This is a genomic window from Sphingomonas xinjiangensis, from assembly GCF_014199255.1.
GTDB lineage: Bacteria > Pseudomonadota > Alphaproteobacteria > Sphingomonadales > Sphingomonadaceae > Sphingomonas > Sphingomonas xinjiangensis.
The window spans coordinates 533,549-556,047 of record NZ_JACIJF010000001.1; the positions used below are offsets into that span (position 1 = coordinate 533,549).

The window sequence follows — 22,499 nt, forward strand, 5'->3', positions numbered from 1 at the left end:
AGGCCTTGGACGACAAGCCAAAGGTGTCCGAGGGTTTCCGCGAGATGATGCTTGGGCAGTTCGGAGCGCACTGATGGCCGACATCGATCCCGTCATCCTTGAACTGCGCGCCGAGCTCGGCCGCTACAAGGCGGAACTCAAGAGCACCACAGCGCTCGCACAGACCAGCTTTGACCGCCAGGAACGCGCGGTTGAGAGCCTAGAGCGGCAGATCCGATCGTCGTCTGGCGCAATCAGCGGACAACTTCGCACCCTTGCCGGCTCCTTCGCAGGCGCATTCTCGGTACAGCAGCTTACCGGCATCATCGACAGCTACACGCGGTTCCAGAACCAGCTTCGCGTCGCCGGCCTGGAAGGCGAAGACCTCGCCCGCATCCAAGAGAAGCTGCTCGCCGTCGCTCAGCAGAACGGCGTGGCGATCGAAGCCGTCGGCACCCTCTACTCCCGGGCCGCGCAGAACCAGCGTGAGCTTGGCGCCAGCACCTCCGACCTGATCAACCTGACGTCGGCAGTCGCCGCCTCGTTGCGCATCTCCGGGACCAGCACCGAGGAAGCCAGTGGGGCATTGCTCCAGCTTGGCCAGGCGCTCGGTTCGCCGCGCATCCAGGCCGAAGAGTTCAACTCTTTGCTCGACACGATGCAGCCGCTGTTGCGTGAGGCCGCCAAGCGGATCGAAGGCACTGGCGGTTCGCTCGCCGGTCTGACGCAAAGGATCAAGGACACCGAAGGCCCAGGCGTCTCCAACATTCAGCTGTTCCGCGCCATCACGGCGTCGCTGGCTGACTTGGAAAAGACCGCGGGCAGTGCGGGCCTCACAATCTCGGGCGCCTTCACGAAGCTCACCAACCAGCTGACCGTCTATATCGGCCAGGCCGCGCAGACCAACGGCGCCACGGCAGCAATCGCGGGCGGGCTCGAGTTGCTGGCGAACAACCTGGATACCGTGGCAGACGCACTCGCGGTTATCGCCGCGCTGGCCTTGGGTCGGTTCGCTGCCGGCATGACCGCGGCTGCGGCATCGTCTGGCCTTGCGTCGACCGCGATGTTCGCCCTTCAGGCGCGGGCAGCGGGCGCCGCTACCACCATGGAGGCCCTGGCCCTGACGAGCGCCACGGCCGGCCGCACCATGCTTGCGGCGTTCGGCGGCCCCGTCGGCATAGCGGTTACCGCCCTTGCCCTCGGCATCGGCTTCCTCGCCACCCGCACCGATGATGCCGCCAAGGCTGCGCGCGTAAACGAAGAAGCCCAGCGGATCGCAGGCGATACCACGAAACGCGCCGCCGACGCCGCAGAGCGCCTTGCAAGCGCACACGGAAAGACGCGCGTTGAAGCCCTGGCTGCGGCTAAGGCAGAGTACGAGCTGACCAAGCAGAAGCTGGCCAGCGCGCAGGCGTCGGCGTTGCAGGCGTCGGCTGAGTATGCCCGGACGCGGGCCAAGGCGAACGAGAACTCCATGGCGGCGCGCGTAGGCGGCCGGAACGCCAACCTGGGCACCTTCTACGCCGCTGACGAGTCCGGCAACCGGGCCGTGTCCGCCGCCGAGCAGCGCATGAACGTTGCCGACAAGGCCGCGATCGACCTCTACAACGCGCTGACGAAGTTGGGTAAGGCGATCGAGGCGCCCGAACTCACGCCCGCCCCTATCGCGTCGGACGACGACAAGAAGAAGAAAAAGGCCAAGGGCCGCACCGGGCCAACTGCCGCTGAAATCCAGGCGCAGTTCGAAGGCGACCTCCGCCGCGCGATGGCGGATCAGCTGCAAGACCAGCTTGAAATCACGCGTGACATCGACAAGCGGAAGGACATCCAAGCCGCGCTTGACGAAATCGAATACCAAGAGCGCCTTGCGCAGATCCGCAGTCAGAAGGACTATACGGCTGCCCAGAAGACGCGTCTGACCGCCGAACTCAACAAGCAGTTCGGGCGCCAAGTTGGTGCCGACGGGGAGGTGGTGCGGATTGCCACCCCGCGCAGCCGGGCACGTATTGAGGAGGCCGAGCAGCGCCGCGCGGACATGCTGGAGCGCCAGCTGCGCGATGATCAGGACACGCTTGCCGCTGAGGCTGAGCTGGTTGACGGTCGCCGGGAGCGCTTGGCGCTAGAACGCCGCATCCTTGAACTTGCGCAGGACGAGGAGCGGTCCCGCCTTGAGGCGTCGATCGCCGCCGGCGAGATAGCGGACGTGGCGAAAGCGCGGGTAAACCTGGAGCGGCGCCAAGGTGCTGAGCGGCAAGGGCTGAGCCGCCAGTACGAAAGCCCGTTCGAGAGCTACTCACGGCGCCTCAGCGGGCGCGGCGACAACATCGGTGATGAGGTGCAGCAGCTTGTCGTTCAACGCTTGGACGAGGTGGACGACGCCATTGCAGACGCCGTCACCCAGAAGCTGGGCATCAAAGACCCGCTGATCGGTCAGCTGCTGTCCCTGTTCATCGAACAGAACCTGCTCGCGCCGATCGCTGAAGCCCTGAAGAACAGCAAGGGCCAGGGTTTCGGGGCGACGCTCAGCAGCATCGGCAATGCGATTTTCGGGCGAGCCTCGGGCGGGTCTGTGGCGCCGGGCCAGATGGTCCGGGTCAACGAAGGCGCGAGCCCCGGCCGCGTCGAGTATTTTCAGCCAAACCAGGGTGGGAAGATCATCCCGCTGGGCCAGGAGCGCGCCGCATTACCAAGCCGCGGCGGCACCACCATCGTCTCCGCCCCGCAGTTCAATCTCAAGGGCGCCGTCATCACCCCGCAGCTCTACGCCGACATGCAGCGCATCAGCGAGGAAAGCGCCACGAAGGCGGCCGCAGCCAGCTACAACCGATCCATGCGCGACGCCCCTGGTGCCGTGGCTCAGTCACGCCGCTTCGGAGGTTGACGGCGGCAATGGGGGAGGCCGGCACAGCATAGCCATGCCCAATGGCCAACTATCGCCGCTCCTACCTGTTCAGGCTCGGCAGCGACCCGGTTTGCTCCCTTTGGACAGGCTACGGACCACTCGAAACACCGGCCGACCATGTTGACCAACAAGGGGCCCGGTGGAGTGGCGCTGGCGAGCTTGTCGGCATCCCTGCGCTGCAAGCCCTGATCAACGGAAGGGCGGGCCGCTACACCTTCGGGCTGAGCGGCGTGTCGGCCGAGACCATGCGCCTCGCCATGGAAGACCGGGCGACAGTCGAAGGCGCGGTTCTCCGCATCGGCTATGTGGACTTCGACGCGGCTTGGCAGGTCGCGCGTGTCGTTTGGGAATGGCTCGGCATAGCCGACGTCCTGACGGTCGACTCATCGCCGTCCGCCGAGGGCCGCACTCGCTTGATCGCCCTGTCTGTCGCTTCGTCGGACACGCGCAGGTCCAACCCCCAACTCGGGTTCTTCACGGCGGCCGATCAGAACCGCCGTTCGCCGACGGACAGGTTCTGCGACCAGGTCGCCTCCATCAGTCAGCGCGTCACTCGACGCTTCGGCCCGAAATGAGAGATCTTGGCTCATACCTGCTGGAGGCCGCCAAGACCCCCTGGAAGGACGGCGTGCACGACTGCTCGGCTTGGCCGGCGCGGTGGGCGGGCATTGAGACCCCCGCCTATTCCAGCATGGATGAAGCACAGGCCCTGATCGACGCCGCCGGCGGGCTGGTGCCGCTTTGGGAGCAGTGCATCGCTGGGCGCCTGGAGCGAGTGGAGACGCCGGAGGCCGGCGACGTCGGCATCATCGAGGCAATCGGCGCTGATCGGCAGTCGGTGCAGATCGGCGCGATATGGACCGGCAAGCGGTGGGCGTTCCTGTCCCCGACCAGTCTTGTCAGCGCCAGCGCCGAAGCAATCGCGATCTGGAGGCGACCATGCCCCAGGCCCTAGTCCCCGTCATCGTCAAACTCGGTGTGTCAAAGCTGGTCGCGAGCATCGCTGCCTATGCGATCACAGCCGCAGCGACGAGCTTTCTGTCTTCGATCCTGACAGGTGCTGGGAACACAAAGCCGGAGTCGACCGAGCGAGAACTGAAGCTACCCACCCCGCCCCGCCTCTATGGCATGGGGCGGAGGCGTTGGTATGGCGCGCAGATGCTGTTTGACACCGCCGCAAACGGCACGACGGGCGATGTTTGGGCGTTCCTCGACTGCCCCGCCGGCCCTATTGAGGGTGTGGAGCGCGTCTACCTCAACGACGATCTGGTGACCCTGGCCGGCGACGTCGTGCAGGGCCTCCCCGACGGACGATATAGCGGCCCTCGCGTGCGGGTGGGCTGGCGCCTGGGCCTCATGACCGAGACGGCTTACGCCAATCTCGTCACCCTGTTCCCCGGCGTATGGACCGCGGGCCACCGCGGGGACGGCATATTCTCGGGATATCTGACCAAAGACCCGGTGGAAGCCAAAGACTTCATCAAGGTCTATCCTCAGGGCGACCAGATCACGATGTCGCTGGTGGCAAAGAGCTACCGGTGCTTCGATCCGCGCAATCCTGCGCACGACCCGCATAATCCGGCAACATGGGCTTGGACTGAGAACGCAGCGCTGCACCTGCTGTGGTTCTACATGGTCTACCGCGGTTTGGACTTCGGCACGCAGATCCTGCCCGTCATCGGACATTGGGCAACGGCGGCGAGCGTCTGTGACGAGCCGGTGCCACTCAAAGCCGGCGGCACCGAACCTCGATACCGCGGATGCGTGGCCTGGGACTCATCCAAGCTGCCCGGCGACATCGTCAACGAGATGCTGGCCTGCTTCGACGGATGGACGGCGCAGGACGCGAACGGCTGCCAGGTCGTCTATGCGGGCAAGATTACCGCGCCGGTCTTTCGTATCGGCCCCGAGCACATCGTCAGCTCGTCACGGCAGTTCTTCGTGGAAGACGAGGACCGGATCAACGAGCTCGTCGTGCAATATGTGTCCGAGCAGCACGACTGGAATGTGGTCGAGGGGCAGTCGTGGAGAGATGAAGGCGACATCAGCAAGCGCGGGCGCATCGACAGCGATGGCTTCGCGCCGCAGAGCCCTTCCTTCCCACAGAACCGCCGCCTCGCGAAACGCCGGCAGGCTCGGCAGAATGCGCCACAGCGCGGCAAGATCACGACCACCGTCGGGGGCCGCGACGTCCTGTCCCACCGCTATATCGAACTCGAGGATGTGGAGGCCGGCGCCACCTTCTACAGCGGGTGGGCGGAAGTGGTCGGCGGGGAGCGCGATTACGAGACTGGCGGCGCTGTCTTCGATTGGGTTGCCGTGAATCCGGACGTGGACAGTTGGAACCCCTCCACAGAAGAGGGTGAACCGGCGCCCGTGGGCAATCGCGTGGTGGGAGAGCCCTTGCCCACCCCCGTGGTCCTATCAGCGACGGCGGTGTCCGAAACCTATGGCGTGAACCTCGCGATCGAAGTGCAGCCTCCAGAACGGACAGACCTCACATGGTATGCTCGCTTCCGTGTCGAAGGCGCGGCGGTCTGGGGCGCAGATATGACCTATGCAGACATAGATCCCGGTCAGCCTGTTAGCCTGATCGTCGGGCTAGTGCCTGCGGACGAAGAAGTAGAAGTGCAGGTCGCTTATGGCGTCGGGGATGGTCGAGTGTCCGACTGGTCGGCCACCTCGGTGGTCAGCACCCCTCCCCCTCCTACTCCCTGACGGCGGCACGATGCTGACGGCGGTACGGCTAGCCTCGCCGCATGCTGCCAATCTTTCCGGCCCATATCTTCAATCCGGACCCGGTGAAGGCCGACGTTGCTGCGCGCGTGATCAGTGGCGGTGAGGCTGTGAACGGCGAGCAGGACGTGATCCAAACCGACGGAGGCGGTCGCTGGGAGATCAGCTACGGCGAGATGGGCCAGGACGACCCGTTCCGACAGCAGCTCTGGTCAGCGTGGGTAGGCGAGCTTGCCGGCGGCGCGCGCTCGGTGCTGGTGCCGCTGCTGTCGCTGGACACCGCGCCGCGGCCCGTCGCCGGGAACGGGCTGGCGATGCCGTCCGACCTCTACTGGAACGACGACTATTTCCCGACAGAGGTGCGGTTCGCGGCCCCATACATCGTCGCGCGTGTATCAGCGCCCGCAACCCTGCGCGCCACGACGCTCCAGGTGACCGTCGATCAGGGCGATGACGTGCAGCCGGGCATGAAGTTTTCCGTCGGCTATTGCGGCTTCAAGATCGAGCGCGTGCTGAGCCGCAACGGCTCCACCGCCACAGTCCGCGTCAGCCCACCAGCGCGTGAGTCGATCGCCGCCGGCACGCCCGCCAACTTCGACTGGCCCGTGGTCGTCTGCCGTTCAGTTATCGGCCAAGACCTCGCCGCCGACATCATGCTCGGCATGTACGGCACCACCACCGTGAGCTTCGTGGAGGACACTGGCTATGGCGGCTGATCTCGACATCGAGGTTCCGCGCAATGGCGACTATTGCCAGGGCTGGTGGATGGAGGACCAGGAAACCGGCGAGCCCATCGATATCACCGGTTGGACGCTCGGGCTGTCGGTGCGCGCGGTCGCGGGGCAAGGCTCGGTGATCGCCAGCGCTGCCTTCCGCAACCGCGATGATGTCGCCGGCTATTTCGAGCCGCTACTGAGCGGTCAGCAATTCGACGGCGTACCGGGTGCAAACCGCATCGTCCGCCTCGCCTACGATTTCCGCGCGACCGACGCAGAGGGCATCCGTGTCATTGAGACGCGCGGACAAATCATCCTTCACCCTGGAGTGACCCCATGACGCGTGCAACCTCCAGCGGCGGCGTGCGGATCGAAGTGACCGGTGCGCGGGGCGAAAGCTTTGGCGCGGTTGCCCGACGTGTTTCGAACGTGGCCGGGGTACCTATTCTGTCCACCGACACCGACGCCCAAATCCTCGACAAGATGGGCTCCGGCGCAGCAGCGGATCGGATAGCAGCCGAGCAAGCCGCTGACATAGCGGAGATCGCCGCCCTTACCGCACCGCAGGTCTATGCCACCACGGCAGCCGGCTTGGCCGCAGTGCCGAGCGGCGGCACGTTCTGGGTGGCGGAAGCGGGAGGCTTGCGACTGTATCGCGACGACGCTGGCACCGCGACTGCGCTAGATGTCGTACTGACCAAGTCTGCGCTGGCGGGCGACGGCGGCGCCAGCCTGATCGGCACAGCAGAGGCCGGCACCGTACAAGAGGCGCTCGACATCTTCGGCGAGCTCAAAACCACGGCGATGCTCACGCCCGAGATGTTCGGGGCGGTTGGATACCCCACGCTGGCGGATGCTCAGGCGGGAACGTCGGACAGCACGGCTGCAATGCAGGCTTTGTTTAACGAAGCATCCGCAAAGAGCATCATCGCGAACGGTAACGATCGCTGGTATCGGGTGGGCACTGTGTACGTCCCGTCGGAGTTGACGGCGATGAACATCAAGACGTTCTCGCTGCCATCGACACAGGACAACTCTCCATTTTTCATTGACGGACAGACGGTGAAAAAGCGCAATATCACGCTCGTGGATTGCGGAGGTCATGGCAATCGTGAGAACCAGAGCCAACTGATAACCAGCAATTTTGACGGCCAGCGCGCCATCTTCAAAATTTGGGGCCAGACTGAAAACGTCCACCTCATCAGGCCCTGGGCATTCTACGCGGCCACCGATGGCATCTTCGTTTGGCACGCCTTCTATGAGCCCGCGAACGGCACTGACTACTGCCACCGTGATCTAGTGATCCAAGATCCCGACTGCCAGTGGAATGGGCGCCATGGCATCAGCTTGTCCTCGATCTACCGGGGGAAGGTTTGCAGCAACGGCATCGGCTTCCTCGCGAACAACGGGAAGGATCTGCCGGGTGCAAGCGGCGGTGGGTATACCGATGGTCGATATGGCCGACGGACGCCTGCAAACCTTTCCGGTCTTTTCTACGGGCGGCCGATCACATTCGAGAGCTTTCTGAACGGCGACGGCTTCGACACCATGGAGTGGACAGGCCTAGACTGCCGAGGGAACGCATCCGGTGCGTTGATCCTGCATCTTCGACATGAGACGCCGTGCTACCGACTGAGGGTCACCAACTGTCAATTTGACGATCCCCTCGGCGGCAACGGCGATGGGGCCTTCATCACGACAGCTACCGACTTTGATACCGGCGTCACTTATACCGGTAGCGACGGCATCGTTGACGCTGCCTTCGCGGGTAACAAATACTATCGGAACGCCCCTTTCCTTCGGAATATCTTCGGCCTGACGGTGGCAGATACGCTGTCCAGCGTTGATCCTGCCGTGAGCGCTTACGGGTTCAATTTAGCGGCGACAGTTCAGAATGTGGCATATTTCTCATGTCCCTCTAATCGGGCCATCAATGGGCTGGTCTCGCCGATCTCCATCCAATCAGTCGCGCAGATAATGGGCTCGAGCTGGAGCGCTACTCCGCAGGATTTGAGGTTCCTTGGCTTCACGGTACTCGGTCAGCTCAAGTTCCACCTGCCTTTGACAGTCACCTCCGATGCAGCGGAACTCGGCGCCTTTGATGTGTTCCTGCCTTCAGGCTGGGCGGACATCAGTGATGTACGCGTGGAAGTGACCAATAACGATACCGCAGAGCCCGTCCTCGGCGGGGCGCGCAGGTCAAGCAACGCTGCAAACGCCGTCACCTTTCGATTCAAGGCGACGGCTGCCCATGTGCACTTGGTCGATCTCTACTTCACGGCTGCCAAGCCCTGATCAGGTGTCGCCTGCCATCCATCATTCGCGACCATGCGGGGGCCCGGGTAGCCGGGGAACGTCGTAGCCCTAACACGGCGCGCGATCTCAGCTTCACTCATGGTCGGGCGAAGCACTTTCAAAGCCTCCATCTCTCGCCAAGTGAAGGCGCGGCGGGTCCAGTGGGTGGCGCCGACCGGGAGCGGATCCCCCTGCGCTATCCCGCAGACGATGTCGCAGAACATGCTGACCATCGTCACCATCGTTCGGAGCTTTAGGCCGGCGACGGTATCGGTCTGAAAGGTGTTGAAGCGCCGCTCGAGCACAATTGCGCCGGTATCGACCTTCGGAAGCATGTGATGGCAGGTCGCGCCGTAGTCAGCAGAGCCTTCGTAAAGGGCAAAGTTGTAGCATCCGGTGCCAGGATAGTCCGCCGAGCCAGGGTGGAAATTGATCGACGTTCCGAACCTGCTCAGCTCCGCCGCGGTGATGATCCAAGGGGAGAGGAAGGAGACAAGGTAATCTCCGTGTCCCTTCAAGCAGTCCGGCCTGTCATCACCTACGGCGCCCTCAGCGACGGTGAGACTGGTTCCGAACAAACTGGCTGCGATCTGCTGAGCCTGCCGGCTGAAGTCATCGCGCTTGGTGAGCAGTACTATCTTCATACCGGAATCCTGCTCCCGCACGAGTCCCGCTGCAAGGGCTTTAGCAGGGCTCCCCACCCATCAAAGTGGGTCGTCGTCCTGCGGCACCGGCTCCACCTGTTGGCGAAGTACATTGTTCGGATCAGCCGGGGGTACCCGCAACGCGTCAGTCGCGTCGGGCGTGACAGCGTATCGCTCTATCCGGGTCGAGAGGCGCGAATTGAGGCGAGTGTTCAGCCGGTTGACTACTCGGCTAGAGTTCGTGGTTTGGTCGCTGGCTTCAGGGGTCATGCGCGCGCCGTAGGCCTCACGCTGGTCACCAGCACCGCGCGCGGTTTGCGCGGACGCCGGACCGCTCACGATAGCAGCCGCAACGATACTGCCGAAGATCAAGATCCGCATTCCGTCCACGTACACGATCAGACGGCGCGCTTCCACCTCCCGGCGGCAATCCCCCTCGCCGCCATCACGTACCCTCGCTGCCATGCGGAGTGAACCACATGCCTGACCCCGTACCCGTCACCTCTGCATATGGCTGGATCACCGCCAGTGGCGCGGCGGGCTCGTTCCTTCTGTTCCTCGGTCTGGTCGTGCGCCAGATCAATCCGTGGCGCAAGCAGACGCTCGAGGCCGAGCAAGCCAGTCGGGCCCAAGCCATCGCAGTCGATCAGAAGCTGCGAGAGGACATGCTCGGCCGCATCGAGAAGCTGGAAGCCGATCTGAAGGAGCAGCGCCTCTACTATGAGGACAAGCTCGACAAGCTGACCGCAGCATACGACCAGAAGGTCGACCGCCTTGAGGCTGAGTATGAAGCAGCGGCCCGCATCGCCCGCCACGAGCTGGGCAACGCCAAGATGCGCTTCCGCGCGCTCGTGATGCTCCTGCGCCGGCTGCCGAACCCGCCTGATGGCCTGTCGGGCATTCTGGACGACATCGAGGCCATGGAGGCCGAGCAGACCAAGGCTGAGGCGCTGGAGAAGGGCGCGCAGTCGGGAGCGAAGATCGCACGAGCGGGAGCTGAGGCATGACGACACGCCAGCAATTCGCAGACGCCATAGCACCTAAGCTGCGGCTCCTCGCACCGGGTGGGAAGCTGCACAGCGAGGACGTGGGGCTGATCAACCAGCTTGCGGAGCTTTGGGAGAAGCGCGGTGGCAGTCGCCACATCGGCAAAGCTGGCCTGGACCTGATCAAGCAGTTTGAGGGCCTGCGCCTGAAGGCATACCAAGACACAGGTGGCGTCTGGACGATCGGCTACGGTCATACCGGACCAGACGTGAAGCCTGGGATGGTCATCACGGAAGCGCAGGCGGATGACCTGTTGCGGCAGGATGTGGCCGAAGCTGAGCGCGATGTGCTGCGGCTGTTCCACTCTACGACGGACAATCAGTTCGACGCGCTGGTGAGCTTCACGTTCAACCTTGGGGCCGACCAGGTGGGCGGTAGCACGCTGCGGAGGTACCACAACGACGGCGACTACGCGGCGGCCAAGGGCCAGTTCGCGCGGTGGCGGTATGACAACGGGGTGGAGCTAGCCGGCTTGGTCAAACGCCGTGCTGCCGAGGCGAAACTGTACGGGAGCGCCGCATGACCCGCGTCATCCTCCCCAAGCTGAGCGACCACGCCAGCGAGATCGCAACGCTGGTGGTGATCGCCATCGGCGTCATGGTGCTGGCCGGCCTCGGACAATCCCACGCCACCGACACCAAGCCCTTCGACCCTTCCGCATACCTGGTCGTGCTGACGTTAATCGTCGGCGCCATCAAGGAGCGGTGGACCCAGCGCAGCGTCGACCGGATGGGCCAACAGCTCGGCGCGTCTCAGCCGCCCTCGGATGGCCCTTCCGGCACCCCCAAGGATCCAGTCAACGTGAAGGAAGCACAGCCATGAACCTGAAGAAGCTGCTCGGCAAAGTCGTGAAGGCCGCCAAGAAGAACCCGGAATTCGCCCTGGTCGTGGCTGGCGTCATCGCGCCCGGTCTCGTCCGGAAAGCCGCGCCGATCATCGCCAAGGCGAAGGTCGTGCGGGAGGTGGTGAGGTAGGCTGCGGGCCCATCGCGATTGCAGGTCCGAACCGGATACGGGACTTGAACCCGCGACATCCACCGGAAGGCGGCGCTCTATCCAGCTGAGCTAATCCGGGACGTTCCCGCAAGCCCGCAGCCTGCAACTCCTATAGACGCGACTCGGCAGAAAAGCTACTATCTTCAGGCTGCGGGCGCGTATTCGACGGTGTGCGCCACCGACCGCCGGAGGGTCCGGAACTGAAAGCGGTCAGCACCAGGACGGTCCTATGGGAGGTCCGGATAAGCGGGGGTTCGAAACCTCGCCTCCGGAGCAGCCCTAGACAAACAAGTGGCCTCGGCCCGCAGCAAGCCTCTCACTTAGCCCCTCGCAAGGGCTGGCCCATAGCTCGCAGCCGAGGCGATCCGGTGCTGCTATGTAAGCCTGGCAGTCGGGAAAGACCGGCACCCCTCAATCGCGCTGCACCAGCGCCTGCCGAGCGGCGACGGCCAATTCCCGGAACGCGGCCTGCCACGTGCCGCCCGCCTCACTCCACGGGATCGGCCCTTCTAGCCGCGCGATCCGGCTGTCCCAAAGCTTCTCAGCTAGGTGCTCATTGAGCGCTTCATCGTCGTTGCTAGTGCAGAGGCGGCAGCGTGCCATGTCGAATCACTTGCGATGTTGTTCCTGATACGTTCCATAGCAGGATGAACCAGCACCAGCGAATCGTTGTCGAGCTCGCGGTGCAGATCCTGCGCGAGGCGGTGAACGTTTGCGGCGATCAGCGCGTCGACACTGTGCCCGTTCGCTTGGCGCTGCGGTGCCTCCTGCCTCACTGTCCGGAACGGCTGGCCGCTGGTCATGCTCTGGGACTCCGCAGCGCAGGAGAACGACATTGGCCGCGCTCAGGGCGTCACGGCAGCGTTCAAAGGGGTATTGCGGCAGTTGGAGAAGTCTGGGGATTATCGGGGATCAGGGGTTAGGCCTGCGAGGTGGCGGCGATCCGTCGCTGCATCTCGGCTTCTGCTTCTTCGCGGGTGTTGTATTCCTGGCTTACCGGCGCTGTCTTCATGACAATGCCTATGGTAGCACTGTGGTACACCATCCAGCCTGCATCGGTTTTCTCGACTTCGTACCCGTGGTCGTCACCCATCTTCGTTAGCTCCAGCCGCTCCGGTGAAACCCGGGCTTTTCAAAAGATCGGCGAGGATGCTACGAACATCCCCGCCAGTTTGGTTGCACCTGAATTTGGCCACTTGCGAGACCGTCGAACCCGAGCAAGGGGTTTGGCGGTCTCCCTACTTAGCCCTCACCGCGCCCGCAGCGTTGCACGGCATGAGCGACTAATAACTTCGACACGGTCCAGCTCCTTTCTGCGCCGACTCGGCACTTGAGGAATTTAAGAGATTGGTCCGGGGCTAGGCAAGCGGTCAGGCAGCCTCCAATTCGGAGGAACAGCGGTCCTAAATGGACGGCTATAATGCCACCGACGGAACCTAAGATTACGGGCGACGACGCGGTCTCGGTTCTGCTTCATCTCGGCTTGTCTGTCGATCATCGGTCTTCTCCTTGCTGCTCTATGGTCGGTTTAGCCCACGATCAGCGAGGTATGTGCACCGTTGGCCAAGCACCTCCCTCCCCTCCCCTGCGAGCAGCGGTTCGCGCGGGGTCATGCGGGGCTTAGGGCGCGGGCACGAAGCGCCATTGCCGTGACAGCCAGAGGCAGCGTCGCACCGTGACCGCCAGAGGAATACGGCTCCCCGATGCACTCCATGCCGGCACGGGGCCTACGCTGGTCTTCGCGCGAGTACCCGTAAGCATCCGGCGAAAGGGGTGCGCTCATGTTGACCCACCAGTGCGGCTCGCACAGAGTCATCGCGGCATCGAGCGAGGCGGTGAACTTCGGCACATGGTAGTTGGCCGCAGTCTGCCGCACATTCTCAGGCTCAGGCCACTTCTCAAGCGCGGAGCCCAGCCAGCGGCCCTGGATGATCTCAGCAGGCCTGATCGGGGCGTCGCCACGAAGATGCCACTCACCGCCCAACTGCGGCCCGACGATCAGCCAGATCCGGCAATCCAAGTCTCGATCAGGACCAACGGCCACTTGGGCACGCTCAACAAGGACTAGAAGCATTTCCTTGTCGCTCATGCTTTCTCTCCGCTGAAAAGGTTGGACAGATGCGCGCGGGCAGGAGGGGCCGAACCCGCATCCCCGCATCCGGTTAGGCAAACGCCCGCCTCCGAACGCTCGCTTATTGCAGTCCCGTAGGGGGTCGGAGGGGTCATGACTTCCTCCGCTTGCCGCGCTGCCTCAGCTCCCGGCGTTCGGTTTCGTTGTGCGGGCCGGTGATCGCGACCAGTAGAACGATGCCCGGATAGAAGAGGATTGCGGCTAACATGATCAGCGCATTTTCGCTCATGCCGCACCGCCATTCAGGCGGGCGATCTCGGCTTCGATCTCAGGGCAGCGGGTGAACCACTCATTGCCGAGTGCATGGGCGTCGAACTTCTGGTGGTAATAGGCTTCGCGCTCCCGTCCGCCCCGTGCGGCAGCCAACACGTTCAGCTTGTAGAGCGATGGACCCTTCAATTCGGCGAGCCGGCGATTGACGTCCTTCGACCAGCCAATCTTCACCATACCTTCGTCGCAACCGATGAAGTAGCAGAGGCCCCATGTGAGCGGCGCGGCATCCATCTCCGCAAGCCACGCGGCCTCTTCATCGGCCTTGGCTTGCTGCCGGCGAGCTAGCTCGGTTCCGTCGGGTATGAACCAGCAACGTCGAGCCCTCGACTTTTCCCCCGCTACCTGTAACCCATTGATTCCAGTTGCGCCCATTCCTGCCTCCAAAAGGGGAAAGCCCCTTGATTAGACGGCAGATTTCTCTTCCACGGCGAAAACACGAGTTCGATTCTCGTAGGGGTCACCAGCTTCGCGGCGCCATCTTCCAGCGCTGATCTTGTACCGGCCTCATGTCCATGAGCGTTGAGCCGCAGCGAGATCGGCTGGTGTGTTGATGTTTGGGGGTAGAAGGTCCGCTTCGACAGGCTCTGCCCCGAGATGTTCAGCAAAGCCCCGCACCGAACGTCGGGTGTCTGTGGCGATAAAGCTCCTGAGCGCCGCAACAGCGTCTGCCGGCCAGAGTCCGATCACCGGCTGCGCTTTCAAATAGCTGGGAGCATGCCGGAGACATCTGGTGGGCAGCCAAGGGCAGTCGACGCTGCACGTAAGCACGGAATCGAAGCCGTGCTTCGCTGCATAGTCGAGCGCGCCACAAAGCCCGCCGAGCGGTCCCAAGTTCGGCATAGGCTGGTCCGGAATGCTGGCGACGTTATCGACATGCCGGCCCGCAACGGCAACTTCATCCGCATGGCGGCGCAGGCTGGCCAGTGTGTGCTCGATCAGTGGCCGCCCGTCCAGCAACGCCAAGGCCTTGTCCGAGCCGAAGCGCGAAGACCTTCCGCCGGCGAGCACCACCCCTAATACCCTCATCGGATCGAGCGATGTGGATCGTTCATCACCAACATCGAGTCTTGCCGCGCTAGCGCCACCAGAGCAAGGTCGGCCTCCCGCGCGCGCTCGACCGCCAGGCTCGTTGGCGCCGAGATGGTCACGAGAAGCGGACAGCCGACCTGCACCGTCTTCTCCACCAGTTCGTAGCTGCACCGGGAGGTGAGGACGAAAAATCCATCCTCCACCCTGTGCCCCGCCCCCACTACCGCCCCAACCAACTTGTCGAGCGCAGTGTGCCGGCCGACATCCTCACGAACCTGCTGAACGCTTCCATCGGGCAGACAGAAGGCGGCGGCGTGTACCGCGCCCGTGGCCGCACTGAGCGGCTGCAAGGCCGGCAGTGCCTCAAGCGCGCGATGAATGGAATCCCGAGACGTGGTGATACGAGCCGAGACTGGCGGAAGCGGCCGCAGGACCTGTGCGATGTTATCCAAACCGCAAAGTCCGCACGAGCTTTCGGAAACACGAAGCCGTGCCCGTCCCAACACCGGCTCCAGCCGGGATTGCGCCAGCGTTATTCGTAAGACGATGCCCCCTTCGACAGCATGGGTGTGGATGTCGAGTATCTCATTCAGTTGGGCAAGCCCTTCGGTAAGGGTGAAGCCAAGGGCAAATGCCTCAAGGTCGGCCGGTGTCGCCATCATCACCCCATAGCCGATGCTATTATATTCAATGGCAACCGGCATTTCCAAAGGGACGATGCGCGCACCTGGCGACGCGGCACCCACATCAGTCGGGAACGCTCGCGAAGGCACAGACGCATGCGTCTCCACCCCGCTCACGCTGTTTCAGTCCGGTTCAGCGCGCGTCCGCCTTGATCCGCACCGGCACCGATTTGGCAGCAGGCGTTTTTGATAGTTGGTCATGATGCGACAGCGCGATCAGCGGGTTCATTTCGGGATAATAGGCGCCGACGCAGCCATTGGGCAGTGAAAAGGGCGTGACCGTAAGACCGCCGACCTCACGGTGCACGCCATCTTCGGCATCACTGACCAGCGCGACGATCTGCCCTTCGCTCAGGCCGGCTTTCGCGATCTCGTCATGGTTCATAAGCAGCACGTCGCGCGTTCCTTCGATACCGCGGAGCCGATCCGAATAGCCATAGATCGTCGTGTTGAACTGGTCGTTCGACCGCATCGTGATCAACCGATATCGTCCGGGCGCATCGTCGAAACCACAGGCGTTCAGCGCGGTTGGCATCGTGAAATCGGCCTTGCCGCTTTCGGTTTTCCAGATCCGCTCGCGCGCGGCGTTGCCGCGATAGAATCCGCCGGGCGTGAATACGCGTGCGTTGAAGTCTGCGAACTCCTCCGGATAGGTCGCTTCGATCAGATCGCGAACTTGGGCATATTCGCCCACCCAATCGTCCCAACGCACCTTGGGGTGAGCCGCCAACGTCTTCTTGGCGATACCGGCGACGATCTCCAACTCGGAGCGGAGATGCTCGCTTGCAGGCGTGCGGCGGCTGATCGAGCCGTGGATGCAGGACATGCTGTCCTCCATGGTCACGATCTGCGCGCCCGTAGCCTGCATGTCCTCCTCCGATCGGCCGAGGCAGGGCAAAAGATAGGCAACCTGGCCGTTGATTAAGTGGCTGCGATTGAGCTTGGTGGCGATCTGGACGGTCAGACGCATCTTTACCCAAGCCGCTTCCATCTTTTCGCGTTCGGGAATCGCGCGGAGAAAGTTGCCACCAAGTCCGAGGAACGCCTGCACAGTACCAGCTATGATGCCTTCGCAGGCTTCGACGGTGTTCATGCCCTTTTGTGTGGGCGGATCGAAGTCAAACAGCTTCTTAAGCGCTTTTATCGGAACGAGTTCGGGCTTCTCAGTGATACCGACGGTACGCTGACCCTGAACATTCGAATGGCCACGCACTGGCGATATCCCCGCGCCTTCCCGCCCCAGATTGCCGCGGAGCAGCAGCAGGTTGATCAGCATGCCGATCGTCTGCGAACCAAGAACGTGCTGCGTGACGCCCATGCCATAAACGCCGATGACATTCTTCGCATTGCAATAGATGTCGGCCGCCGCCTCTAAATCGGCGCGCGCAATACCCGATTCATGCTCGATTACGTCCCAGGAGATCTCCTTTGCCATCTCGGCAAAGGCGGCGAAGCCGTGGGTGTGCTGCTCGATGAAGTCCACATCAAGCAAGTGTCGTTGCTCCTGCTCCCACTGGCTGGTCTCGCGCGCGAGCACATGCTTGCACAGGCCAAGAATTGCGGCGATGTCACCGCCGGGGCGAACTTGAAAGTATAGGTCGGAAATCTCCGTCTGCTTGCCTGTCACCATTTCAATAGGGCTTTGCGGATTGGTGAAGGCGATTAGCCCCCGCTCCTGCACCGGGTTGAACGTGACTATGCGGCAGCCGCGGCGCTTCGCCTCCTGCAGCGGGTGCAGAAAGCGCGGGCTGTTCGAACCCGTGTTCTGACCGAAGAAGAAGATCGCGTCGCATTTCTCGAAATCCTCGAGAACGCACGTGCCGACCGGAGACCCGATCACTTTTTTCAGTCCGACCGAAGTGGTCTCATGGCACATGTTCGAACTGTCGGGTAGGTTGTTGTGACCATAAAGTCGGGCGAACAGCGCCCACAGGTACGAAGTTTCCAGGCTGGCCCGACCAGAGGCATAGAAGACGGCAGACTTGGGATCGAGCACGCGCAGTTCGTTGCCGATCGTCTGAAACGCCTCGTCCCAGCTTGCCGGCACGTATTTGTCGCTCGCATGGTCATAGCGCATCGGATGAGTCAGCCGACCCACCTGCTCCAAGTCGTAATCACGCCAGGTCTTGAGTTCCGAAACAGTATGTTCGGCGAAGAATTCGGGCGTGCAGCGACGACTGGTGAGTTCCCAAAGCGTCGCCTTCGCGCCGTTCTCGCAAAACTCGAATGGGTGTGGGCTCGCCGGCTTGGTCCAGGCACAAGAGACGCACATGAAGCCGCCGGGCTTGTTCTGCCTGCGCAGCGTGTCGAGCGCGCCGGGTGAAATGCCCTCCTTCCCGGCGATCAGCGAGATACCGCGCACCGACCCCCAACCGCCGGAGGGCTTGTCATAGTGCACTGTGTCTTCGGCATCGTCGCGCATCACTCACAACTCCAGCACGCGTCCCGTCAGGAACCGGTGGCGCCCATCGTGTCGAGCAGAAGCTTCATGTTCAAGCCTATGATCAACGCCGTTACGACCCACGCGATGAACTTCAACCAACGCGGGCTGGTCAAGTTTCCCATCTTCGTCCGGTCCGAGGTGAACTGCACCAGCGGGACTACCGCGAACGGAAGTTGCAGCGATAGTATCACCTGGCTCAGCACTAGCAGCTTCGCGGTGCCGGACTCGCCATAGAGCGCCGCAACGATGGCGGCAGGGATGATGGCGAGCGCGCGCGTCACCAGCCTGCGCACCCAGGGCGCCAGCCGCAGTCGCAGAAAGCCCTCCATCACGACCTGCCCCGCGAGCGTGGCAGTCACGGTCGAGTTCTGACCTGACGCCAGCAGGGCAACGGCGAACAGGGTGCTAGCCAGTGCGGTGCCAAGCGTCGGAGTAAGCAGGTTGTACGCGTCCTGGATTTCAGCGACTTGCGTGTTGCCGGCGGTGTGAAACGCCGCGGCCGCAAGGATCAGGATGGCGGCGTTGACGAACAAGGCCAGCATCAGAGCCACGGTGGTGTCGATCGTCGCCCATTTGGCGGCGTCGCGTTTACCCTCCGGCGTCGGCGCGAAGTCACGGGTCTGCACGGCTGCGGAGTGGAGGTACAGATTATGCGGCATCACGGTCGCGCCCAGGATGCCGATGGCGATATACAGCATTGCCGGGTTGGTCACGATCTCCGGCGTGGGTACCAGCCCTGCGGCGACGCTGGACCATGCCGGGTGGGAGACGGACAGCTCATAGGCGAAGCACCCGGCGATCACTGCCAACAGCGCGATCACAAATGCTTCCAACCGGCGGAAACCGCGCTTTTGCAGCGCAAGGATCAGGAAGACGTCGAGCGCGGTAAGGATTACGCCCCACACAAGAGGCAAGCCGAACAGCAGATTAAGGCCGATCGCGGTGCCGATCACCTCGGCCAAGTCGCAGGCTACGATCGCGATCTCACACAACAGCCAGAGCGTAATGGCTACCGGCTTGCTGTACGCATCGCGGCATGCCGAGGCGAGATCCCGTCCTGTTGCGATGCCGAGGCGAGCGGCAAGCGATTGAAGGCAGATCGCCATGAGGTTCGACAGCAGGATGACCGAGAGCAGCGTGTATCCGAACGCCGACCCGCCCGCCAGATCGGTTGCCCAATTGCCTGGATCCATATAGCCGACGGCTACAAGGAAACCGGGGCCGGCAAAGGCGGCCATGCGGCGCCAGCCCACCGTCGATGCTGGAACGGGTACTGACCGGAATACCTCAGGAAGCGATGGCGCGCCGCCGGTGCGCCAACCGTCCTTTCCCCCCTCTGCGCTCGTGCCCCTGCTGATCATATCACGACCTTCCGCCAGTGCCCGCTTCTGCGGGCTTAACCAGCACATAGCCGTTTCGTTCAAGTTTAGCCCAGGCTAATTCATCGATCGTCGTGGCCGCTTAGACGCGCTGTGAGTTCGGCTATGGCCGCAAGCGTTACATCACTCACGTGATGCTCGATGCCTTCAGAGTCAGCCTCAGCGACAGCATCCTCGATCCCGAGTGCGCGAAGGAAGTCATAAACCACGCGATGCCGCACGCGGGAGCGGTCCGCCATCTGCGTGCCTGCCGGAGTTAGGAAGAGTGAGCGATAAGGCTTGTTCTCGACTAGCCCCTCCCGCTTCAAGCGGGCGACGATCTTGGCCGCGGTTGCTTGGGTGACCGCCATGTTCTCGGCCACGTCGGTGAGACGCGCCTCTCCCTGCCCGGCAATCAGGTCCCCGATCAGTTCGACATAATCCTCGGCGACTTCGCTTTTGTGCGCTTCCCGCGTGCGTCGAAACGCCGCGGCGCGGCGCTCGCTCGGGGACATTGCCTGGGCGCTTTCGGCGTCGCTCATAATCGATGAGTCTTAGCGGCTGTCCCAGCGCCGCGAAACAGGCGATACCGCCTGCTCCGCATCGCCAGCCCGAACTCAGAATGCAGCTGAGAGCGAGAACACCGCCTGACCGTCAGCGATCGAGCCTCCGTCCTTTGTCGAGGAGAAGTTGGGCAGCAGGTAGGCGGACTCGCTGCGGGTGATGTCGGTGTCGACATAGGCCACGCCGAGGGTGAGCGGCCCGACAGCCACGTCGCCACCGAGCGACCAGTCCCAATATTTTCCGGTGGGCGCTACGCTGGTGCCGTTCGGACCCAGACCGGGATTGCCGTCAGAATAGCCGATATGCGCCTTCAGCGTGATCGGCGTGCCTGGAAGGCTGGTGGAACCATCGCCCCATAGGTACAGATTGTCGTCTTTTTGGCCCCGGCTGAAGGGCGTGGCCGAATAGTTGCCGAGCGCGTCCTGCTTAGGCGCGTAGGCGACACCGCCAGTCAGCGATACGGGTCCAATAGCCCCGCTAAGCTTTGCATAGCCTTCGGCGAAGTCAGTCTTGTCGGCGCCACCGGGGTACATGTACCAAGTCAACCCAACGTCCAGCGTGCCACCGCCGGCAATGGCGAATTTGTAGCCGCCATACAGGTCGAGCTCGATATTGGCGCCGCCGAACGTACCCCAGCCTGCCAGATTGGAAGCCCAGGTGCCGACATAGGCACCGCTTTCGTGGGTTACGGTGAAACCGGCTTGGACGGCCATCTCCTCATCGGTCTGAGAGACGCCGCGGAAGCGATAGTCAGACACGAGTGCCGCGCTTCCTGAGACGGTTACCGGACCGGGTGGGTCAGTTTCCTGCGCCAGTGCGCCAGACGTCGAGAGGAAGAACGCCGCCGCAACGGCGGGCAAATAACCAAGGAACTTCATCAGCCAACCCCTTTATGGCAGACTTCGGAAGTTCCTCCTGCGCCCGGACCGCCGCACCTTCTCCCGCTGCGCTTTAAAACGGGGAGGCACGATCGGTCCGGACTTCTTGTTGCTTACAGCTCGTGACGTGTCAAACGAATTGCCCGGCTGTTACAAAGCATTGCCCGAGTTCAGGCGAAAGCCGCCATTTTGCCGGTGGCGCCGAACAGTTCGACCCTTCCACCGCCGGCGCGGCGACGTTGCAGCCAATCCTTCATCATCTCTGCACAAGTATGGTCGACTGCCGAGCACTCCGTGAGGTCGAGCCGAACCGGCGCATCACCCGGGACCGATTCGAGCGCGTCGGACAGCTTGGGTAGTGCGACGAAGGTTGCAGCACCCGACAATGCAACCGTCTGCATTCCGGCATCCTGCTGCCGATCGACCTTGAGCCGCAGGCCGCGGAAATGCGGCACCAACTCGAGTAGCGACAGGGCAATGCCGACGAGCACGCCGGTCAGCAGATCCTCTGCCACGACCAGTATCAGCGTCACGGCCCAGATCGCCACAGGCAGCAGTCCATAGTCGCGGAACAGATGCTTGGCATGGTTGAAGTTCACCAGCCGGGCACCCGTAACCACCAGCACCGCACCAAGCGCTGCCATGGGGATCTCACGCAGCAGCCCTGGCAGCACCGCTACGAAGGCCAAGATCCACACGCCATGCAGGATCGCCGAACGCCGCGTCTGCGCACCAGCCTGAACGTTGGCAGAGCTGCGAACGATCACGCCGGTCATCGGCAAGGCGCCAGCGAACCCGCACAGCAGGTTGCCGATGCCCTGTGCGCGCAACTCCTTGTTGTAGTTGGTGCGCACGCCATCATGCATCCGATCTACGGCGGCCGCCGACAGCAGCGTTTCGGCGCTGGCGATGAAGGCGATGGCAAGCGCGGCAGTAAGCACCGCCGGATCGACCCAACGGCTGAAGAAGCCGGCGTCTGGAAGCGTGACCGCTGCGACGATGTTCTCCGGCACGGCAACGCGCGTAACGCTCAGACCCATGCTCCAGGCGACCAGCGTGGCGGCGGCGACCCCGAGCAACGCCGCTGGCAGCAGCTTCAGCGATGCAGGCCGGAACTTCTCCCACGCGAGCATGACGGCGATCGTCAGTAGACCCAGCAGCAGGGCGATTTCGGTTGCCGCGATGTTGTTGGGTGACAGCCCCAGGAGGCGGCCCGGCATTGCAGCAAGATTGGCAAGGCCGTTCGAGAGCGGCTTGGCGTCGAACAAGACGTGATATTGCCCCACAACGATCAGCACGCCGATGCCAGCAAGCATGCCATGCACCACCGCTGGAGAGATGGCGCGAAACCAGCCGCCGAGACGAAAGATACCCGCAACTACCTGAATGGCACCAGCCAACACGAGAATGGGCCCCAGCGCCGACAGCCCTTGATCGCGGACTAGTTCAAACACGATCACGGCCAGACCCGCCGCGGGGCCGCTCACCTGAAGTGGCGAACCGGCCAAGGCGCCCACGACGATACCGCCGATGATGCCGGTGATCAGGCCCTTTTCAGGTGGAACGCCTGACGCGATGGCAATGCCCATACAAAGCGGCATCGCAACCAGAAAGACGACGATGGAAGCCGTAAAGTCCCGCACGAGCGGGCCGGACTTGGCCGATGGAGCGGGGCTCATTCTGCAGTTTCCAGTGCATAGTTTTCGGACGCGATCCGCTTTGCAGCGGGCGATGCAACCAGCAGCGGACGATCGTCACGCATCGGTACGAACCGGCCGGTATAAGGCACTCTGACTCGAGAAGACTTGCTTCTCGCAGCCGACAAC

General features: G+C 63.0%; 25 protein-coding genes and 1 tRNA gene. 11 read left to right on the forward strand and 15 right to left on the reverse strand.

The window, feature by feature from the left end; translation table 11 throughout:
- Nucleotides 1-73 precede the first annotated feature (73 nt).
- From FHT02_RS02795 to FHT02_RS02825, 7 genes are read left to right on the forward strand one after another with little or no spacing between them, the layout of a single operon-like run.
- Nucleotides 74-2,860 (forward strand): tape measure protein, encoded by a 2,787-nt coding sequence (locus tag FHT02_RS02795; RefSeq protein ID WP_184083966.1) that lies wholly within the window; start codon nt 74-76, stop codon nt 2,858-2,860.
- Nucleotides 2,861-2,901: 41 nt separating this feature from the next.
- On the forward strand, nt 2,902-3,456 hold the full coding sequence (locus FHT02_RS02800; protein WP_184083968.1) for a hypothetical protein: 555 nt from the start codon (nt 2,902-2,904) through the stop codon (nt 3,454-3,456).
- Entirely contained in the window at nt 3,453-3,836 is a 384-nt protein-coding gene (locus tag FHT02_RS02805; protein ID WP_184083970.1) for a hypothetical protein, read from the forward strand. Before FHT02_RS02800 ends, FHT02_RS02805 begins: the two co-directional genes overlap by 4 nt.
- Nucleotides 3,821-5,599, forward strand: a complete 1,779-nt coding sequence (locus FHT02_RS02810) for a hypothetical protein (protein WP_184083973.1) — start codon at nt 3,821-3,823, stop codon at nt 5,597-5,599. Before FHT02_RS02805 ends, FHT02_RS02810 begins: the two co-directional genes overlap by 16 nt.
- Nucleotides 5,600-5,640: 41 nt before the next feature.
- Complete coding sequence (locus tag FHT02_RS02815) at nt 5,641-6,333, forward strand: hypothetical protein (RefSeq protein WP_184083975.1); 693 nt, start codon at nt 5,641-5,643, stop codon at nt 6,331-6,333.
- Nucleotides 6,323-6,673: a hypothetical protein gene (locus FHT02_RS02820; RefSeq protein ID WP_184083977.1), complete on the forward strand. Its 351-nt coding sequence runs from the start codon at nt 6,323-6,325 to the stop codon at nt 6,671-6,673. The genes FHT02_RS02815 and FHT02_RS02820 overlap by 11 nt, the downstream gene beginning before the upstream one ends.
- Nucleotides 6,670-8,628: a hypothetical protein gene (locus tag FHT02_RS02825; RefSeq protein WP_184083979.1), complete on the forward strand. Its 1,959-nt coding sequence runs from the start codon at nt 6,670-6,672 to the stop codon at nt 8,626-8,628. The genes FHT02_RS02820 and FHT02_RS02825 overlap by 4 nt, the downstream gene beginning before the upstream one ends.
- On the opposite strand, the gene FHT02_RS02830 is transcribed toward FHT02_RS02825, so the two are convergent.
- Nucleotides 8,604-9,293, reverse strand: coding sequence for a formyltransferase family protein (locus FHT02_RS02830; protein ID WP_184083981.1), 690 nt, complete (start codon nt 9,291-9,293; stop codon nt 8,604-8,606). The genes FHT02_RS02825 and FHT02_RS02830 overlap by 25 nt on opposite strands.
- Before the next feature lie 39 nt (nt 9,294-9,332).
- Nucleotides 9,333-9,689 (reverse strand): hypothetical protein, encoded by a 357-nt coding sequence (locus FHT02_RS02835; protein WP_184083983.1) that lies wholly within the window; start codon nt 9,687-9,689, stop codon nt 9,333-9,335.
- 62 nt (nt 9,690-9,751) lie between these two features.
- Here FHT02_RS02835 and FHT02_RS02840 point away from each other — a divergent pair, with 62 nt between their 5' ends.
- The 4 genes from FHT02_RS02840 to FHT02_RS02855 are packed head-to-tail and all read left to right on the forward strand — an operon-like array spanning nt 9,752 to nt 11,293.
- The gene (locus FHT02_RS02840; protein WP_184083985.1) at nt 9,752-10,279 is read left to right on the forward strand and encodes a hypothetical protein; all 528 of its coding nucleotides are present in this window, start codon (nt 9,752-9,754) and stop codon (nt 10,277-10,279) included.
- A complete protein-coding gene (locus FHT02_RS02845) occupies nt 10,276-10,842 on the forward strand; it encodes a lysozyme (protein ID WP_184083987.1) in 567 nt (188 codons plus the stop codon). Before FHT02_RS02840 ends, FHT02_RS02845 begins: the two co-directional genes overlap by 4 nt.
- Nucleotides 10,839-11,141, forward strand: coding sequence for a hypothetical protein (locus FHT02_RS02850; protein WP_184083989.1), 303 nt, complete (start codon nt 10,839-10,841; stop codon nt 11,139-11,141). The genes FHT02_RS02845 and FHT02_RS02850 overlap by 4 nt, the downstream gene beginning before the upstream one ends.
- Nucleotides 11,138-11,293, forward strand: a complete 156-nt coding sequence (locus tag FHT02_RS02855) for a hypothetical protein (protein ID WP_184083991.1) — start codon at nt 11,138-11,140, stop codon at nt 11,291-11,293. Before FHT02_RS02850 ends, FHT02_RS02855 begins: the two co-directional genes overlap by 4 nt.
- A 29-nt stretch (nt 11,294-11,322) precedes the next feature.
- On the opposite strand, the gene FHT02_RS02860 is transcribed toward FHT02_RS02855, so the two are convergent.
- The 13 genes from FHT02_RS02860 to FHT02_RS02920 all read right to left on the reverse strand — a co-directional run bounded on the left by FHT02_RS02860 (nt 11,323) and on the right by FHT02_RS02920 (nt 22,352).
- A tRNA-OTHER gene (locus tag FHT02_RS02860) sits at nt 11,323-11,393 on the reverse strand.
- Nucleotides 11,394-11,859: 466 nt separating this feature from the next.
- Complete coding sequence (locus FHT02_RS02865) at nt 11,860-12,117, reverse strand: hypothetical protein (protein WP_184083992.1); 258 nt, start codon at nt 12,115-12,117, stop codon at nt 11,860-11,862.
- Between the two features lie 116 nt (nt 12,118-12,233).
- On the reverse strand, nt 12,234-12,407 hold the full coding sequence (locus tag FHT02_RS02870; RefSeq protein ID WP_184083994.1) for a hypothetical protein: 174 nt from the start codon (nt 12,405-12,407) through the stop codon (nt 12,234-12,236).
- 516 nt (nt 12,408-12,923) lie between these two features.
- The gene (locus FHT02_RS02875) at nt 12,924-13,403 is read right to left on the reverse strand and encodes a hypothetical protein (protein WP_184083996.1); all 480 of its coding nucleotides are present in this window, start codon (nt 13,401-13,403) and stop codon (nt 12,924-12,926) included.
- 133 nt (nt 13,404-13,536) lie between these two features.
- Nucleotides 13,537-13,674 carry a hypothetical protein gene (locus FHT02_RS02880; RefSeq protein ID WP_184083998.1) on the reverse strand — a complete coding sequence of 46 codons (138 nt, stop codon included), beginning with the start codon at nt 13,672-13,674 and terminating at the stop codon, nt 13,537-13,539.
- On the reverse strand, nt 13,671-14,090 hold the full coding sequence (locus tag FHT02_RS02885; RefSeq protein ID WP_184084000.1) for a GIY-YIG nuclease family protein: 420 nt from the start codon (nt 14,088-14,090) through the stop codon (nt 13,671-13,673). Before FHT02_RS02885 ends, FHT02_RS02880 begins: the two co-directional genes overlap by 4 nt.
- 132 nt (nt 14,091-14,222) lie before the next feature.
- Entirely contained in the window at nt 14,223-14,729 is a 507-nt protein-coding gene (mobA, locus tag FHT02_RS02890; RefSeq protein WP_343056804.1) for a molybdenum cofactor guanylyltransferase, read from the reverse strand.
- Nucleotides 14,730-14,740: 11 nt separating this feature from the next.
- Nucleotides 14,741-15,493, reverse strand: coding sequence for a formate dehydrogenase accessory sulfurtransferase FdhD (gene fdhD / locus FHT02_RS02895; RefSeq protein WP_343056805.1), 753 nt, complete (start codon nt 15,491-15,493; stop codon nt 14,741-14,743).
- A gap of 70 nt (nt 15,494-15,563) precedes the next feature.
- Complete coding sequence (locus tag FHT02_RS02900) at nt 15,564-17,852, reverse strand: FdhF/YdeP family oxidoreductase (protein ID WP_184084004.1); 2,289 nt, start codon at nt 17,850-17,852, stop codon at nt 15,564-15,566.
- Between the two features lie 26 nt (nt 17,853-17,878).
- Nucleotides 17,879-19,234, reverse strand: a complete 1,356-nt coding sequence (locus tag FHT02_RS02905) for an Nramp family divalent metal transporter (protein WP_184084006.1) — start codon at nt 19,232-19,234, stop codon at nt 17,879-17,881.
- Between the two features lie 80 nt (nt 19,235-19,314).
- Nucleotides 19,315-19,773, reverse strand: a complete 459-nt coding sequence (gene mntR / locus FHT02_RS02910; RefSeq protein ID WP_184084008.1) for a manganese-binding transcriptional regulator MntR — start codon at nt 19,771-19,773, stop codon at nt 19,315-19,317.
- Between the two features lie 75 nt (nt 19,774-19,848).
- Nucleotides 19,849-20,673 (reverse strand): TorF family putative porin, encoded by an 825-nt coding sequence (locus FHT02_RS02915; protein ID WP_184084010.1) that lies wholly within the window; start codon nt 20,671-20,673, stop codon nt 19,849-19,851.
- A 170-nt stretch (nt 20,674-20,843) separates the two neighbouring features.
- Nucleotides 20,844-22,352, reverse strand: a complete 1,509-nt coding sequence (locus FHT02_RS02920) for a SulP family inorganic anion transporter (protein WP_184084012.1) — start codon at nt 22,350-22,352, stop codon at nt 20,844-20,846.
- Nucleotides 22,353-22,499 lie beyond the last annotated feature (147 nt).